Source organism: Polyangium sp. 15x6, from assembly GCF_029960785.1.
Lineage (GTDB): Bacteria > Myxococcota_A > Polyangia > Polyangiales > Polyangiaceae > Polyangium.
The window spans coordinates 67,890-83,125 of sequence record NZ_JASBQE010000029.1 but is presented as its reverse complement, the minus strand read 5'-3'; the positions used below and the strand labels follow the sequence as shown (position 1 = coordinate 83,125).

The following is a 15,236-nucleotide window of genomic DNA, read 5'->3' as shown; positions in this document are numbered from 1 at the left end:
TCGTGCGTCGCGACGATGCAATCTTCACGCGGGGCCGCACCTTGGTGTACCGTGCCGGCGTGCGACGATCCGGACCCGAATTCGGGCCGCGAAGGAGCCGTCTTCACGGCGTCCCCTCGGCCCTCCTCGCCGCGGCGCTCTGTGCCTCCCCGTCTCTCGCGGCAGCGCAAACCGAGCCCACCGTAGACCCGAAGCCTGCTACGTCCGAAGGCGCGCCGCCGCCGGCCGACGCGCCGCCGGCGCCGCCGCCAGCGCCCGAAGCGGGCAAGCAGGCGGATCCGCCCGCCACGAACGACGGCGCAGCGGCGCAAAAGCGCGAAGGCGCGGGCGACGTGAAGCCGGCCGAGCCCAAGGCGGAGGCGCCCAAAGCCGCCGAGGCGCCGAAAGCGGCCGAACCTCCGCCGCCGGAGAGCGGGTTTTTCCTGGGCTCGTACGGCCGCGTCGGTGCGGCCACCGATTTCCGAAAGCGCCCCGGTCGCGACGCCGACCTCGTCGCGCGTGGCTCGCGCCTCGACGAATCGCCTTATTTCGAGCTCGACGTCCAGCGCCAGGATTACTGGAAAGCCACGGGCACGACGACGCGGGCCGTCATCACGCTCGGCACCTCGGCGCCGCTCTTTCATTACAATGCGGACTTCACCATCCGCATGGCGGTCCGGAACCTGTTCCTCCAGGCGAACAACATCGTCACGAAGGGCCTCTCGGCCTGGGTCGGCTCGCGCATGTACCGCGGCGACGACGCCTACCTCATCGATTACTGGCCCCTCGACAACCTGAACACGATGGGCGGCGGCCTGCGCTACGATTTCGCCAATGGCCGCACCTTCATCGCCTGGCACGCCGGCCTGAACCAGCCGCGCACGGGTTTCTTCAGCCAAACCGTCGCGCGCACGCCGGCCTTGAACCAGGTCGGCGCGGCGAACGTCAACATCCTCGACCGGCAGAAGTTCATCACGAGCCTGAAGGCGAGCCATGTCGTCAAGGTCGGAGAGACGGCCGGCGTGAAGGCGGTCCTTTACGGCGAGCTCCACGACATCCCCTCGGGCCAGCGCGAGACCGAGGTGAAGGGCGCGTTCGAGACCCTGCCGGCGGATTTCGGGTACGTGGTCGGCGCGCAATTCGGCGCGTTCACGGGGCGCGACGCCTCGCACGTGAACCTGTTCATCCGGTATGCGGGCGGCGCCGCGGCGTACGGCGAGTTCGGCACGCCGTTCCAGCTCGCGCCGGACCGCACCTCGGCGGGCGCGCGCGAGCTCTGGATCACCCTGAGCGGCAACTGGGAGACGGGCCCGCTCGGGCTCATGGCGGCCGGCTATTTCCGGAGCTTCCGGGATGCGAGCGAGGGCCTCGATTACAATGACGTCGACGAGGGCATCATCATGGCCCGTCCCCATTTCTTCCTCACGGAGTGGGGCGGCATCGCGACGGAGATCTCCTACCAGGCGCAGCAGCGCGGCGTCCGGTACCAACCGCCCACGCCGCCGGGCCAGCCCATTCCGGCGCCCACGAACGATCCAGTCATGGGCGGCCTCTTCCGCATCGGCTTCGTGCCTTTCCTGAATCCCGCGGGCAAGGGCAGCTACAGCCGCCCGCAGCTCCGCCTCATTTACCTCCTCACGCACCGCGACGAGGGGGCGCGCTCGATGTACCCGAAGGACGACGTGTTCAGCCTGCGGGAATGGGAGCATTTCTTCGGCGTCGGGGTCGAGTGGTGGTTCAACGCGCAGACGACCTACGGTGGATGACATGAAAGCGAATCGAAGGAGCCTCATGAATCGAGCGCGTTCATCGGCCGCAATCCTCGGCCTCGTCGTCTCCGGATTCGGATCGACTGGCTGCATGGAGTTCGAGGACCCGCCGGAGGTCGAGCTCAAGACGAACGTCGTCGACTGGCGCGAGGAGATCATCTACCAGGTCCTCATCGACCGCTTCGCCGACGGCGACTGGGGAAATAACTTCTCCGTCTATCCTTCGGCGCCCGGCAAATGGCACGGCGGCGACTGGAAGGGGCTCGAGCAGCGGCTCGATTACCTCGACGAGCTCGGCGTCACCACGCTGTGGATCTCCCCCGTCGTGAAGAACGTCTACACGGACGCTGGATTCGACGCGTACCACGGCTACTGGGCGCAGGACCTCACCCAGCCGGCCCCGCAGTTCGGTGACCTCGCGGCGCTCCAGAGCCTCGTGAAGGCGGCGCATGGCCGCAACATCAAGGTCATCCTGGACATCGTCACGAACCACATGGGGCAGCTCTTCTTCTACGACATCAACGGCAATGGGCAGGCGGACGACCCGCTCAACCAATCCGTGCCCGGCACGCCCAATGTCTTCAAGGAGAACGAGTACGACCCGACGTACGACGTCCGCGGCGTGCAGGCGGAGACCTCCCTCGGGGAATCGGGCCTCGCGCCGATCATCTTCGCGCACGACCCGGCGTCGAACCACATGCCGCCGTTCCCGGAGATCCTGCAAAACCCGCTCGCCTACAACCGCAAGGGCCGCACGTACAATTTCGACGACCCCGATCAGCTCGTGCGCGGCGACTTCCCGGGCGGATTGAAGGACGTCAACACGGAGCTCTGCCCGATCCGCGACGCGATGGTCGACGCCTACACGCGCTGGATCGAGCTCACCGACATCGACGGCTTCCGCATCGACACGGTCAAGCACGTCGAGAACGGCTTCTGGCGGCATTTCACGCAGAAGGTGCGGCAGCGCCTGGCCGCGAAGGGCAAGACGAACTTCTTCATGTTCGGCGAGGCGTTCGACGGCCGCGATCAGCTCGTCGGTTCGTTCACGAAGAATGGAAACGACGCCCCGCCGCCGGCCGACGAGCTCGCCACGGACAACCAGTGCGTGACCGACGGCGTCCCGCTGACGGCGGACATGCTCGACAGCGTGTTTTACTTCCCGCAGCAATTCCAGGTCATCCGCGACGTCTTCCGTTATCGCGGGCCCACCTCGAACATCCAGAAGCTCTGGGCCGACCGCGCCGTCAATTACGGCGTGACGCCGGCGCAGGGCGGCGCGGTGAACGCGTCGGGCCAGGGCGTCTCGCCGCAGAAGCTGCTCGTCAACTTCCTCGACAACCACGACGTGCCGCGCTTCCTCTTCACGGGCGCGGGCATGTACCCCGAGGATCCGATCTTCGGCACGCCGCTCTCGCTGGAGACGCGCCGGAAGATGCTGCACAACGCGCTGCTCTTCCTCTTCACCGAGGAGGGCATTCCCTGCGTGTATTACGGCACCGAGCAGGATTTCCAGGGCGGCAACGATCCCGGCAATCGCGAGGACCTCTGGACGTCCGGCTACGACATGGCGGCGCCCACGTTCCAGTGGATTCGCCGCCTCTCGGAGATCCGGCGCAAGTACCCCGCCCTCAGCAAGGGCGATCTCCAGATCCTCTGGGCCAGCGATCGCACGGGCCCGAGTGATCCCGACGCGAACGTCTTCGCATTCGAGCGCACGGGCGGCGACGCGGGCGACTCCTATTCGATCGTCGTGATCAACGCGAACATCGAGAAGGAAGGCTCGCCCGAGTTCGGCGGCCAGCCCATGCAGGTCGGCGCCGCGCCCGGCACGGTGCTCGTCGACGTGCTCAATGAGGGCGGACAAACCTATCCCGTCACGAACGATGGCCGCCTCTCGATCAAGCTGCCGCCTTCGAGCGGCGCCGTCCTCGTCCCCGAGTCCCAGCGCTAGCCCCGGAGCTCCCATCGATGGCGTCGGTCACGGTCACGGCCCTCAAGAAGAAGTTCGGACAAACCGAGGTGCTCAAGGGCGTGGACGTGCGCGTGCCCGAGGGCCATTTCGCCGTCCTCGTCGGACCGAGCGGGTGCGGGAAATCCACGCTCCTGCGCCTGCTCGCCGGGCTCGAGGAGGCCGACACCGGCAAGATCGAGCTCGGGGATCGAGACGTCACGCGGCTCGAGCCGCGCGATCGGAACATCGCCATGGTGTTCCAATCGTACGCGCTTTACCCGCACCTCACCGTGCGGGAAAACCTCGCGTTCGGGCTGAAGCTCCGCAAGACCGACGCGGCCGAGATCGAAAAACAGGTGAAGCGCGCCTCCGACATGCTCGGGCTCGGGGCGCTGCTCGATCGATTGCCGAAGCAGCTCTCGGGCGGGCAGCGGCAGCGCGTCGCGATGGGGCGCGCGATCGTCCGCAAGGCGGATCTCTACCTCTACGACGAGCCGCTCTCGAACCTCGACGCGGCCCTGCGAGCGCAGGTCCGCGTGGACATCCGCAAGCTCCACGACGAGCTCGGCGCGACGAGCGTGTACGTCACGCACGACCAGGTCGAGGCGATGACGCTGGCCGACGTGATCTTCGTGCTGAACAAGGGGCAGGTCGAGCAATCCGGCGCTCCTTTGGAAATCTTCGACAAACCGGCGACGAAGTTCGTCGCGGCGTTCCTCGGCAGCCCCGCCATGAATTTCGTGGACGGGGCGCTGGAAAGGGCGGAATCGGCCTGGGTGTTTCGCGCCCACGACCTCGTCGTTCCCGTCGACGAGGCGACGTTCGCGGGCGGGCTCGAACCGGGGCGGAAGGTGACGCTCGGCGTGCGGCCGCACGAGGTGGAGGTCGCCGAGGGCGGCGAGGAGACGACGAAGTTCGTGGTCACGGTCGTCGAGGCGCTCGGCCCGGAGACGTATGCGCACGGCGAGATCGCGGGCGCGCCGTTCATTGCTCGCGTGGACGCTCGCCGGAGCATCAAAAAAGGCGAGACGCTCCCCCTCGTGTTCCGCTCGATCCACCTGTTCGACGCGGCCACCGGAACATCGCTCCGCGCGAGGTGAAAGCGTGAAATCGACCGAGCGGCGACCGTTCCGCGGGTGTTGGGCCTTCGCACTGCTCTTCGTGGTCGTCTTTTTCGCGCCCGCGGCCCGGGCCGAGCCCATCCGGCTCTGGCACGCGCAGCGCGGCGACGAGCAAAAAGCGCTCGAAGAGATCGTCGCGCGCTTCCAGGGCGAGCGCGTCGAATTGCTCGCGCTCCCCTCGGACGCCTTCAAGTCCAAGGTCTCCGCCGCCGTCCAGTTCGGCGAGGGGCCGGACCTCTTCCTCGACGCGCACGACAAGCTCGGTGATTACGACGGCCGCAAGGTCGTCGCGCCCGTGGGCGACGCGCTCGACCGAAATGCGTTCGCCGGCCCCACGCTCGCCGCCGTCTCGCTCCACGGCGAGCCGTATGGCGTTCCGATCACGCAGAAGAGCATCGCTCTTTACGTGAACACGGACCTCGTCAAGGAAATCCCAGCCGACCTCGAATCGATCGCCGCGCTGGCCGAGCATCTCCCGGCCGGGGTCGTTCCCCTCGCCTACTATTCGCAGTCGACGTATTACCACGCCGGGTTCGTCCACGCGTTCGGCGGGCTCATGCTGACGCCCGACGATCAGTTCGGATTCGTTGGGCCCGCCGCGGAGAAATCGCTCGATTTCGTCCTCGACCTGCGCGCGAAAAAGGTGGTCGCCGAGGATACCGACGTCTCGGTCGTCACGAACCTGTTCCGCTCCGGCAAGGCGGCGTTCGCGATCGACGGCCCGTGGCTCGCGACGAGCCTGGCAGACGCGCCCTTGCTCCATTACCGCGTGGCGCCGCTGCCGCATGTTCGCGCGGCCGGAAAACCCCTCCAGCCTTATCTCGGCGTCGAGGCCGTCATGCTCACGCCCAAAGGCGCGACGCGCCCGGAGGTCCGCGCGCTCGCGCGGCTGCTCGCGAGCCCCGAGGCCACGAAGATCCGCCTCGAACGAGCGCGCACCTTGCCCGCCCGCATCGACGTCCCCTTGCCGCCGGAGGACGCTTTCCTCGCCGCATTCGCCGAGCAAGCCCGGTCCTCGATTGCGATGCCCTCGTCGCTCGCGATGAACGCCGTGTGGGAGCCTTCCGACCGGGCCATTCGCAAGGTCCTCCGCCGCGACGCGCTCCCCGCCCTCGCGCTCTCCGAGGCCAAGCGTCGATTCGACGACGTGCGCCGCCCGGCGCCGCCGCCCGCCTCGCGCACGCCCGGGCTCGTCGTGTTCGGCGCGCTGCTCTTGCTCGGCGCCGTTTCGCTCGTCCGGCGCGCGAAGGAGCCCGAGTTCCGGAGAGACGTGAAGCGCTCGCTGCCGGCGTATGCGTACGTCGCGCATGCCGTGATCGCGGTCGGCGTCCTCGTGGTCTTGCCGCTCGTGCTCGGCGCGCTCACGTCGCTGCTCGGCGGCTCGATCCAGAATCTGAAAGAGGTCGGCTGGAACAATTACGTCGGCCTCCACAATTTCGTCCAGATCCTCACGGCGCGCGGCGGCCCGCTCCTCTCGACGGGATCGTTTTACGTGGTCCTGCTCGTCACCGTCCTCTGGACCGTGCTCAACGTGTTTTTCCACGTCGCGATCGGCGTCGCGCTCGCGCTCCTGCTCTCCCGGCCGATGCTGCGGCTCCGCGCGCTCTATCGCGTGCTCTTGATCATCCCCTGGGCCGTGCCGAGCTACGTGACCGCGCTCGCGTGGAAGGGCATGTTCCACCGCCAATTCGGGGCCGTCACGGGCCTCATCCAGGCCCTCAACGAGACCTTCGGCACGAGCCTCGAGCCCATTTCGTGGTTCGCTCGCTTCTCCACCGCATTCGCGGCGAACGTGGCGACGAACGTCTGGCTCGGCTTTCCCTTCATGATGGTCGTGACGATCGGCGCGCTCACGGCGGTGCCGGACGACGTGCTCGAAGCGGCGAAGGTCGACGGCGCGAGCCGCTGGCAAAGGCTCTGGCTCGTCACGCTCCCGATGATCCGGCCGAGCCTCTTGCCCGCCGTGACGATGGGCGCGGTCTGGACGTTCAACATGTTCAACGTCGTCTTCCTCGTCTCGGGCGGCGAGCCCGACGGGACGACCGAGATCCTCGTCACCGAGGCCTATCGCTGGGCCTTCACCCGCAATGCGCAATACGGGTACGCCGCGGCGTATGCCGTGCTGATCTTCCTCCTGCTCTTCGGCCGGACCCGGATCTCGGATTGGCGCGCGGAGCGACGCGAGGCGCGCGAAAAGGAGGCCTCGGCGGCGGCGATGGCGAAGGCGGCGGGAGGTGCGGCGTGAACAAGAAGCCTTCGTTCTTCGAATCGGCTGCGTCTCACGTCGTCCTCGTGCTTGCGGTGTCGTTCGCGCTGTATCCCGTCCTCTGGGTCGTCGCGCTCGCATTTTCGGGCACGCAAACGCCTTCGCCCCGCGTGATTCCCGTTCCGGAGGCGCCGACGCTCGCGCACCTCTCGGCCGTCGTGGGCGCCACGCGCAAGGTCGACGGCGTCGACATCTGGCTCTTCGGCCGCCAGCTCGCGAATTCGCTCGTCGTCTCGCTCGCGACGGCGCTCGTCGGCGTGCTCATCGCCATTCCGACGGCGTATGCCCTCGCGCGGTTCCGCTTCGCCGGCAAGGAGTCGGGCGTGCGGGCGCTGCTCGCCACGCAGATGTTCCCGGCCGTGGCGAGCGCGATCCCGCTCTACATGATCCTCAATTACCTCGGCCTCTTGAACTCGCGGACGGGCCTCGTCGTCTGTTATGCCTCGACGAGCGTGCCCTTCTCGATCTTCCAGCTCCGCGCGGCATTCGAGGCGATCCCGGTCGACCTCGAAGAGGCCGCGATGGTCGACGGCGCCACGCGTTTCTCCGCCTTCGTCCGCGTGGTCTTGCCGGCGGCGCGCCCCGCGATCGCCGTGACCGCGCTCTTCGCGTTCATGGGCGCCTACAACGAGTTCATCCTCGCCGCGACGCTGCTCGACAAGGAAGAGATGTTCACGCTGCCCGTGATGCTGCAGCGGTTCATCGGCGAGTACGACGCGCAATGGGAAAAGTTCGCCGCGGGCGCGCTCGTCGTCTCGCTCCCGGTGATGGCGCTCTTTTACGTGGCGCAGCGTCACCTCGTCGCCGGCCTCACGGCAGGTGGCGTGAAGGGCTGAGCGATTTCGCGCGAATTTACGGCCTCTGAAGCGGGCAAAGGTAGGTGACGCCCGCCCCCACGAGCCCTTCGCCCACGAGATCGATTTCCGGCACGTACGAACATTTCTTCCCGGCCTCGTCGGTCAGAATGCTCGCGCGCCATTCGAGCAGGTGTTCCACCTGCGCCCGCGTGATCGGCCCCGTGCTCGCGACACGCTCGGAGACCTTGACCGTCGCCGCGCCCTGGCAGGAGAGCGAGGCCGTCACCGCGAGGTCGGGCTCGACCTTTTGCCCCGCATCGCGGCCCGCGACGATCGGTCGCACCGTGCCGCGAATGCTGGCGCTGTACCAGCAGCCGTTATCGAGGGGAAACGTGAAAAGCTCGTCGTAGGCCCAGAACGACGAAACACTTGGCCCGTCCGGCGGTGGTGGAGCCTCGGCCCCTCCGTCGGGCCCGCCTCGCTGCGCCAGGAGCGAGACCGTATCCGCGAGTGCCACGCCGGAAAGCGGAAGAAGCGCGAATGCTGCGAGTCGACCGAGTCCCGTACCTTTGGACCTGACCATATCCCTCCAGCGGCCCTGCCGAGGGAGCGCGTTTTGCGCGCGCCCCAGGCAAACGGGCCCCTCGTCCGGAAGCGATTGCCAGGATGATGCCAACGGACGCCCGGCGGGCGGCGTGGTCATCAGGGCTTGCGGGCGCGGGAGAACTGACGCGAAATGGCGTCAAATGCGGAGAATCAGAAAATCCAGACCGGCCGCTCGATCAGGATCGGCTGCACGCCCGCCTTCGTGCCGAGGAGGCGGTGATCCGGATCGAGCGTGACGGTCTCGACCGGCTCGGTGAACGGGACCTGCATCGTGGCCGCGGCGTCCTGGGGAGCGAGGCCGAAATCGACGTTGACGCGCGCCGTCTCCGTCGCGCCCTTCACCTCGACCTCGACGACGCAGGGGAAGAGCTTTCCAGCCGGGTTTTGCTGGGTGACCGTGATCGTGGCCACGCCGTCGAGCTGCGTCGCCGAGACGTCGAACGTGGGCCAGACCGGCGCGCCTTTGCCGAAGACCCACGCGTCGAAATAAACGTCGAGGTCCTGCCCGGACGCGGCTTCGAGCGCGTCCCTGAGCTCCGCCACGCTGCGCCCGCCCGATTTCGAGAGGAAGTCCGCGATGCCCGCGAGCACCGCGTTCCTGCCGATGAGCGGTTCGAGCTGGAGATAAAGCACCATCGGCCCGGGGCCATACACGTCCCCGTAAAAGTCCTGCACCTCGGGCGCGGGCTCGTCCGTGGGGCGGGGCCAGTGCGTGGAGAACGGCGAGACGCCGTCCCAGTAGGCGCGCGTCGCCGCCGCCTCGCCCTCGGGGCGCGCCAGATCCTCGAAGACGTAGGCGAGATACTCCGCCGTCGCCTCCTTCCAGACGAAATCGGTCGCGGACGCGAGCGTCGTGTGGTCGCCGGCCCATTGATGGACGATTTCGTGCATCAGCACGTGCATCGTGGCATCGGCGTAATCGGTCTGGAGTTTGTCGAGCTGCTCCTGCAAGACGATGTTGCCCGGGTGCTCGAAGCCGAGCCACGCCGTCGGCCCGCCCGCGATGCGCAGCTCCTTGCCATACGGGAACGGCCCGAGCAGCGCGGTGATCCAGTCCATGAACGCGCCGACGCTCGCCTTGTCGAGCGACGCGGCGATCGTGCCGAGCGGGACCTCGTAAAACACGAGCTCGACGTCCGCGAACGTGCCATAGGGCGCGCGTTCCCACAGCGGATCGGCGGCGATCGCGAACGCGGAATAGGTCGGCGCATTCGTGACGTCGCACGTCGTCTTCGTCTCGCCCGCCGTGAGCGTCCCCGGGCAGAGCACCACGGTGCCCGCGGGGTGCGTGACCTCGAAATGAAAATCGCTCATGCGCGCGGGATCGTCGTCGCAAGGGCCGAACCTGTCGCAGCCGCCGACCCACGAGAGCAGATAGGAAAATTCCCCGCCCGCGAGGTCTTTCTTGCGCGAGAACCCGACGTCGAGGCCCCACCACGTATCCTTCGAAACCGTCGTGCGTGCCCCGACCGTGACCGTCGGGCCCGCGGGCACGCCTGCGCCACACGCTTCGAGCACGTTGCTCGCGAATTCGGCGGATCCTGCGGAACCGTCGTTCCACGTGACGTCCGTGAGCGAGGAGGCCTCGCACGATACGCTGTAGCAATCCCCGCCCGGCGCCGCGACGTCGAGCGCGAGGAGCGACCGCGCTTCGGCCGTGACGAGGTCGAACGTGTAGTCGTACCGGACGACGTTCGCCGTGATGTCCCCGGTCAGGCCCGTGCCGCCGCCACCTCCTCCGCCTCCGCCCGCGCCGCCGCCGCCGCCCGCACCACCCTCGCCACACCCGGCAACACCGCAGTTGCTCGGGGGGTCGCTGCAACCGCTGACGAGCAAGGCGAGCGCCGTGAGGCCGGCAAAGAGCTTTCGGGGCGAATCGAGGCAGGAGCGGGAGGGGAAGCGCATGGGGGCATCGTACAGGAAATTGTCCACCCGAGAAGATGCGCGCGGATGGGCGAAAGGTGCTTCCGCAACGGGCACGGGATCCATTACGCTCCTCGCGATGCCCTACAAAAGCCTCTCTGCTCCCCGTCGTGTCGAGTCCCTCGACGCGGATGTCCGCGGCGTGGCCGCGATCGACAATCCGGGCCTCGTGGCCATGGTCTCCGCCGCGCCCGCGCGCCTCGCCGTCGTGCCGATCGGCAGCGGCACGAACAAGACGGTGAACCTCTCGCTCGGCCAGGGCGACGAAGTCGCGATGCTGTCGCGCGACGTGGCCCTCGTGCGAAGCGAAAACGAGGTCTGGGCGGTGCTCGACATCCACCACCGCGCCAAGCTCGAGCGCGTCGCCGGCGACGTGCGCTCGCTGCGCGGTCGCTCCTCGGGCGAACACGCGCTCGCGCTCACCTGGGACGGCAACGCCATCCAGCTCTCCGTATCGGGCAACGAGGTCGAGGCGCGGCCCTTCGTGCTGCGCGGAAACGTGAAGGCCGCCGACCTCGGCGCCGCCGATACCACGGTCGTCGTGGAAGTCTCGGGCGGGCTCGAGCTGCGCATGCACCCCGGCCCGACGCCGGAGCCCGGCGCGAACGGACGCGTGAATCTGCCCGCCGAGGCGAAGAAGTTCGACCGCCTGAACAGCGGCACGGCCCAGCACGTGCTTTACAAGAAGGGCGACAGCGCGGCGTGCATCGTGACCCAGCGCGGCGGACGGCTGGCCGCGAAGATGGTCGACATCGGCGTGCCGATCACGTGCGCGGCGGTGAGCGAGACGAGCCTCGTCGTGGGCTTCGCCGACGGACGCGCGGCGCTCTTCGACGGCGCGACGCTCGACGCCGCGGGCGGCGGGCCGATGACCCCGACACACTCCCTTTCGCTCGGCGCGCGCGGGGAGCCGACCACGATGCTCGTCACGAACAAAGGCTCGGCCTGGGTTTGGGTCGGGACGAGCGGCGGCGAGGTCGTGCGCGTGTCGCTGCCGCGGAAGTAATCGTTCCGGGCGCGCGCGCGTCCGTCGCGGCGCACCTCGTTTTCCCCCCGCATTCCCTCCTTACCGCCCCACGACACCGCGATCTCGCCCTGATCGCGTGTTTCCTTCAGGAACGCCCCGCATCAGGGGAAAGCCCCTGCATGACGCGGACATGCGCCGCTGCCCGGACGACCCGGGTAGAAGGCTGCCGACCACGAAAAAAATCCTTTTGCATGATTTCGTGGTTTTCTCCGCGATCTCGGGTCGGCCCGGTTTTGCAGAGACTTGCAAAGCTCCAGGGGTGGGACACATTACGGCCCGACCGGCAAGGCCATGCCACGACCCAACGTCCGTGACGCTGATTCAGCGTCGGACGCCGGGGATTCGTGCGCTCGCCGCCGCGCGCCCTCGGGGGGGCGTGGGGCCATACCTACCTTTCTTCATTTGATCGGAAGGCACCATGTCGAAGCAGGAGGCATCGAGCATCGTTTCGGTGGGGGACGTCCTCGCCGGCAAATACCGCGTGGAGAAGGTGCTCGGGATGGGCGGAATGGGCGTCGTCGTCGCGGCCACGCACCTCGACCTGCGCGAGGTCCGGGCCGTGAAGCTCATGCGTCCCGAGGCGTCGAGCGAGCAATCCGTCGAGCGCTTCCTGCGCGAGGCGCGCGCCGTCGTTCGCCTGCGCAGCGAGCACGTCGCCGAGGTGTACGACGTCGGCCGCCTCGACTCCGGCGCGCCCTACATCGTGATGGAGATGCTCGAAGGACAGGACCTCGCTGCGATGCAAAAGCGTCGCGGCGCCTTCCCCATCGAGGAGGCCGTCCTGTACGTCTCGCAAGCCTGCCACGCGCTCGCGGAGGCCCACGGCGCCGGGATCGTCCACCGCGATTTGAAGCCCGGAAACCTCTTCCTCACGCGCCGCGCGGACGGAACGCCTTGCATCAAGGTCCTTGATTTCGGGATCTCCAAGCACACGAGACCCGAGGGGGACGATCCGGAGATGACCGGTGCGCGCGACCTCATGGGCTCTCCACTTTACATGGCGCCCGAGCAGATGCGCTCGGCGAGCAAGGTTTGCGCGCGGGCCGACGTCTGGGCCCTCGGCGCCATTCTCTACAAATTGCTCACGGGACGAGCTCCGTTCCAGGCCGCCACGGTCCCCGAGATCTTCGCGGCCGTCCTCGCCAAACCCGTCAAGCTGCCCTCCGCGATCCGGCCCGACGTCCCGCGCGGCCTCGACAACGTCGTCATGCGTTGCCTGGACAAACATCCCTCCCGCCGGTATCCCTCGGCCGGCGAGCTGCTCGCCGCGCTCCGGCCGTTCGGGCCCTGGGGTATGACGCTCGAGGAGGACGAGGACGCGACCCGCCTTTGCACCCTCGCGCGCCGCAGCAGCATTCCGCCCGGCCGACTCCGGCTGGTCACGCCGCGAGAAACCCTCGAATCGTCGCCCCCGACGCCGACGCGGACGTCCACGCCCCCCTCGGGGCCCGTGCGCATGCCGAGCCGTCCTCCCATCACCTTGGTCGGGGAACAGATGCCCGCGGCCGAGATGATCGAGAAGGACGAGAGGAGCATGGGGCCCTGGGAGGGCCCGCAATCCAAACCCGCTTCACGGCCGGTACGCCTCGTGCTCGTCGCGGGCTTGACCGCGCTCTCGGCGCTCGCAGGCGCGGGGGTCGCGGCGATCGGCGTGCAATGGCCCGCCTTCCGGAGCATGCCGCAACGAACCCAGGAGACGAGAGCCCTCGGCGTGCACGTGCCTTTCACGACCACGCGGGAAGCGCTCCCCATGCCCGCGGCGCAGCCGCCCGCGCCCGTGTCCACGGTGACGCCCGCGGCGGACGCAATGGATATCGAGATCGAGATCGAGCCCGCGCCGACCGCTTCGGCGTCCGCCGACGCGGGCCGTACGCCCGCGCGAAAATCGCCCGCATCGACGCCCACGGCGACGAGCCCCGCCAAACCCGTTCCGGCGGGGCACCGCCCTTACGACCCCTTCACGGGGCGCCATTGACGCGGCGATCGAAAAAGGAGTTTCGACATGTCCGGAAAGCACACAAGAGCCGCGCTGTTCACGGCGATCGCCCTTTTCTGCACGATGACGGCCGCGCGCGCCGAGGAGCCCGCGTCGACACATGAGCTCGGCCCGGTCGAGCGCGCCGAGGTGCTCTTCACCCGCGCGATGGAGCTCGCGACCGAGGGACGCGACACCGAGGCCTGTCCCATGCTCGAGCAGAGCCTCGAGCTCGATCCGGCCATGGGCACGCGGTACAGGCTCGCGGAATGTTATGAAAAAACCAACCGGCGTGAGCCGGCGTATCGGCTCTACACCGAGGTCGCGATCGAGGCGAAGCGCGCCGGCATGACCGATCGGGAGAGCCGGGCGCGCCTGCGCAGCGAGGCGCTTTCGGCGATGCTCGCGCGGCTCGTCGTCTGGGTGCCGAAGGAGGTCGCGGAGACGCCCGATCTCGAGGTCACGATCGACGGCAGGCCGCTCGATCGCGCGGCGTGGACCGGCGATCCGCTCCCCGTCGAGCTCGGCGAGCACGTGCTCGAAGCCATGGCGCCCGGGCGAAAGCCCTATCGTCGCGTCGTGCCCGTGCAGGACACGTCCGTGCCCATCGAGCTCAGCGTGCCTTCCCTGCGCGGCGAGCACGAAGCGCCCCCCGCGCCTCCAGCCGACATCACGATTCCCTCGACGCATTCGCGCGCGGAAACCTCGGCCCCGAGCGGGCACACCACGACCGCGCTCGTGCTCGGGGTCGGCGGCGCCAGCGCCTTCCTCGCGGGCGCGGGGATTGCCGGGGTGGCCCTGGCGACGGGAGGTTTGTCCGGTACGACACGCGCCACGTCCGCGGTCGGCATCGGGCTCGGCGGGGCGAGCGTGGTGGCTGCGGGCGTCCTTTGGCTCGTCACGCGACCGACCAAGCGCGACGGCGGCGCGGCCATGGCCGTCGTGCCCACCGTCGGCCCCCTCGGCGGCGGCGTCTCCCTCCTCGGACGATTCTGAGGCGCTCGTCCTTCCCCCGCGCCGAGCACGGCTGTACCCTCCGTCTGGAACGAAGGATCACGGAGGGATTTGTCATGCGAAACCTGACCCTGTCCGACCTGCGCGCGGGCCTCTTGGACCTGTTCCATCACCGCGACGAGGCGCTGAAGGCCACGCAGACGGGCAAGCTTTATGGCCCGATCCTCGGCGCGAAGCGCAAGGCGATCGAGAACCTCGAGGACGCGGGGGGCAGGCCCGCCTCCGATCTGACCGAGGCCGACGCGCAGCACGACGGGCTCGGCACGGCGATCTGGCATTACACCGAGGCCGTCCTCTCCCATCCGTTCCTGCCCGAGGAGCGGCGCGCGGCGGCGCGTCGCATTCGCGAGGCGTTCATCCGGGACCTCGGCGTGCTCAGCGACAGCTACGCGGAGGAGGCGGCCGCGGCGAAGCAGAACCGGCCGAAGCTCGCGGAGCTCGAAGCCGACCTGCGCGCCGCGCCGACGCCCGACGGAAAGACGCTCTACGACTGGGCGAGCGCGTTCGTGGATCACGGCGACAAACTCGCGCAGCTCCTCGCGGGACGCGGGCAAGCGACGGGGTTCGAGTATTTCCGCCAGCAGACGGCGCTGCGCGTGACCACGATCGGCCTGCTCGGCCGTTTCCGCGCGGCGCTGCGCGACGAGCTGATCGAGCACCCGCACCTGCCGCGTGATCTCGACGAGCGGATCTTCGGCGGCTTCGACGAGCTCTCCCAGAAGCGCGCCGACGCGAAGGAAAAACGCTCCACCTGAAAGGAATCGATCCCGCGCGGGCGCAGGGCTCCCCGCGCCCGCGGGATCGT

Annotated in this window: 11 protein-coding genes; 9 read left to right on the top strand and 2 right to left on the bottom strand. The window is 68.5% G+C overall.

The genetic code is table 11. The features are described from left to right. Positions 1 to 59 precede the first annotated feature (59 nt). The 5 genes from QHF83_RS22355 to QHF83_RS22335 are packed head-to-tail and all read left to right on the top strand — an operon-like array spanning position 60 to position 7,925. Complete coding sequence (locus QHF83_RS22355) at positions 60 to 1,745, top strand: carbohydrate porin (RefSeq protein ID WP_282419926.1); 1,686 nt, start codon at positions 60 to 62, stop codon at positions 1,743 to 1,745. Between the two features lie 25 nt (positions 1,746 to 1,770). After that, positions 1,771 to 3,702, top strand: a complete 1,932-nt coding sequence (locus QHF83_RS22350; protein ID WP_282419925.1) for an alpha-amylase family glycosyl hydrolase — start codon at positions 1,771 to 1,773, stop codon at positions 3,700 to 3,702. Between the two features lie 17 nt (positions 3,703 to 3,719). Continuing rightward, positions 3,720 to 4,802, top strand: coding sequence for a sn-glycerol-3-phosphate ABC transporter ATP-binding protein UgpC (ugpC, locus tag QHF83_RS22345; protein WP_282419924.1), 1,083 nt, complete (start codon positions 3,720 to 3,722; stop codon positions 4,800 to 4,802). Positions 4,803 to 4,806: 4 nt separating this feature from the next. After that, positions 4,807 to 7,068 carry an extracellular solute-binding protein gene (locus tag QHF83_RS22340; RefSeq protein WP_282419923.1) on the top strand — a complete coding sequence of 754 codons (2,262 nt, stop codon included), beginning with the start codon at positions 4,807 to 4,809 and terminating at the stop codon, positions 7,066 to 7,068. Beyond that, positions 7,065 to 7,925 (top strand): sugar ABC transporter permease, encoded by an 861-nt coding sequence (locus tag QHF83_RS22335; protein WP_282419922.1) that lies wholly within the window; start codon positions 7,065 to 7,067, stop codon positions 7,923 to 7,925. Before QHF83_RS22340 ends, QHF83_RS22335 begins: the two co-directional genes overlap by 4 nt. A gap of 16 nt (positions 7,926 to 7,941) precedes the next feature. Here QHF83_RS22335 and QHF83_RS22330 read toward each other — a convergent pair whose 3' ends face one another. Both QHF83_RS22330 and QHF83_RS22325 read right to left on the bottom strand, forming a co-directional pair. Then, positions 7,942 to 8,403, bottom strand: coding sequence for a hypothetical protein (locus QHF83_RS22330; protein ID WP_282419921.1), 462 nt, complete (start codon positions 8,401 to 8,403; stop codon positions 7,942 to 7,944). 239 nt (positions 8,404 to 8,642) lie between these two features. Further along, entirely contained in the window at positions 8,643 to 10,397 is a 1,755-nt protein-coding gene (locus QHF83_RS22325; RefSeq protein WP_282419920.1) for a M1 family aminopeptidase, read from the bottom strand. A gap of 97 nt (positions 10,398 to 10,494) precedes the next feature. Here QHF83_RS22325 and QHF83_RS22320 point away from each other — a divergent pair, with 97 nt between their 5' ends. The 4 genes from QHF83_RS22320 to QHF83_RS22305 all read left to right on the top strand — a co-directional run bounded on the left by QHF83_RS22320 (position 10,495) and on the right by QHF83_RS22305 (position 15,186). Further along, entirely contained in the window at positions 10,495 to 11,421 is a 927-nt protein-coding gene (locus tag QHF83_RS22320) for a hypothetical protein (RefSeq protein WP_282419919.1), read from the top strand. Between the two features lie 439 nt (positions 11,422 to 11,860). After that, entirely contained in the window at positions 11,861 to 13,417 is a 1,557-nt protein-coding gene (locus tag QHF83_RS22315) for a serine/threonine-protein kinase (RefSeq protein WP_282419918.1), read from the top strand. A gap of 27 nt (positions 13,418 to 13,444) precedes the next feature. After that, positions 13,445 to 14,413, top strand: coding sequence for a hypothetical protein (locus tag QHF83_RS22310; RefSeq protein WP_282419917.1), 969 nt, complete (start codon positions 13,445 to 13,447; stop codon positions 14,411 to 14,413). Between the two features lie 74 nt (positions 14,414 to 14,487). Next, entirely contained in the window at positions 14,488 to 15,186 is a 699-nt protein-coding gene (locus QHF83_RS22305; RefSeq protein ID WP_282419916.1) for a hypothetical protein, read from the top strand. Positions 15,187 to 15,236: the final 50 nt, after the last annotated feature.

Bases quoted from the DNA above. Each gene is read 5' to 3' on its own strand.
- QHF83_RS22350 (WP_282419925.1), top strand. From the start codon at position 1,771: ATGAATCGAGCGCGTTCATCGGCCGCAATCCTCGGCCTCGTCGTCTCC.
- ugpC (WP_282419924.1), top strand. From the start codon at position 3,720: ATGGCGTCGGTCACGGTCACGGCCCTCAAGAAGAAGTTCGGACAAACC.
- QHF83_RS22325 (WP_282419920.1), bottom strand. From the start codon at position 10,397: ATGCGCTTCCCCTCCCGCTCCTGCCTCGATTCGCCCCGAAAGCTCTTT.
- QHF83_RS22320 (WP_282419919.1), top strand. From the start codon at position 10,495: ATGCCCTACAAAAGCCTCTCTGCTCCCCGTCGTGTCGAGTCCCTCGAC.
- QHF83_RS22315 (WP_282419918.1), top strand. From the start codon at position 11,861: ATGTCGAAGCAGGAGGCATCGAGCATCGTTTCGGTGGGGGACGTCCTC.
- QHF83_RS22310 (WP_282419917.1), top strand. From the start codon at position 13,445: ATGTCCGGAAAGCACACAAGAGCCGCGCTGTTCACGGCGATCGCCCTT.
- QHF83_RS22305 (WP_282419916.1), top strand. From the start codon at position 14,488: ATGCGAAACCTGACCCTGTCCGACCTGCGCGCGGGCCTCTTGGACCTG.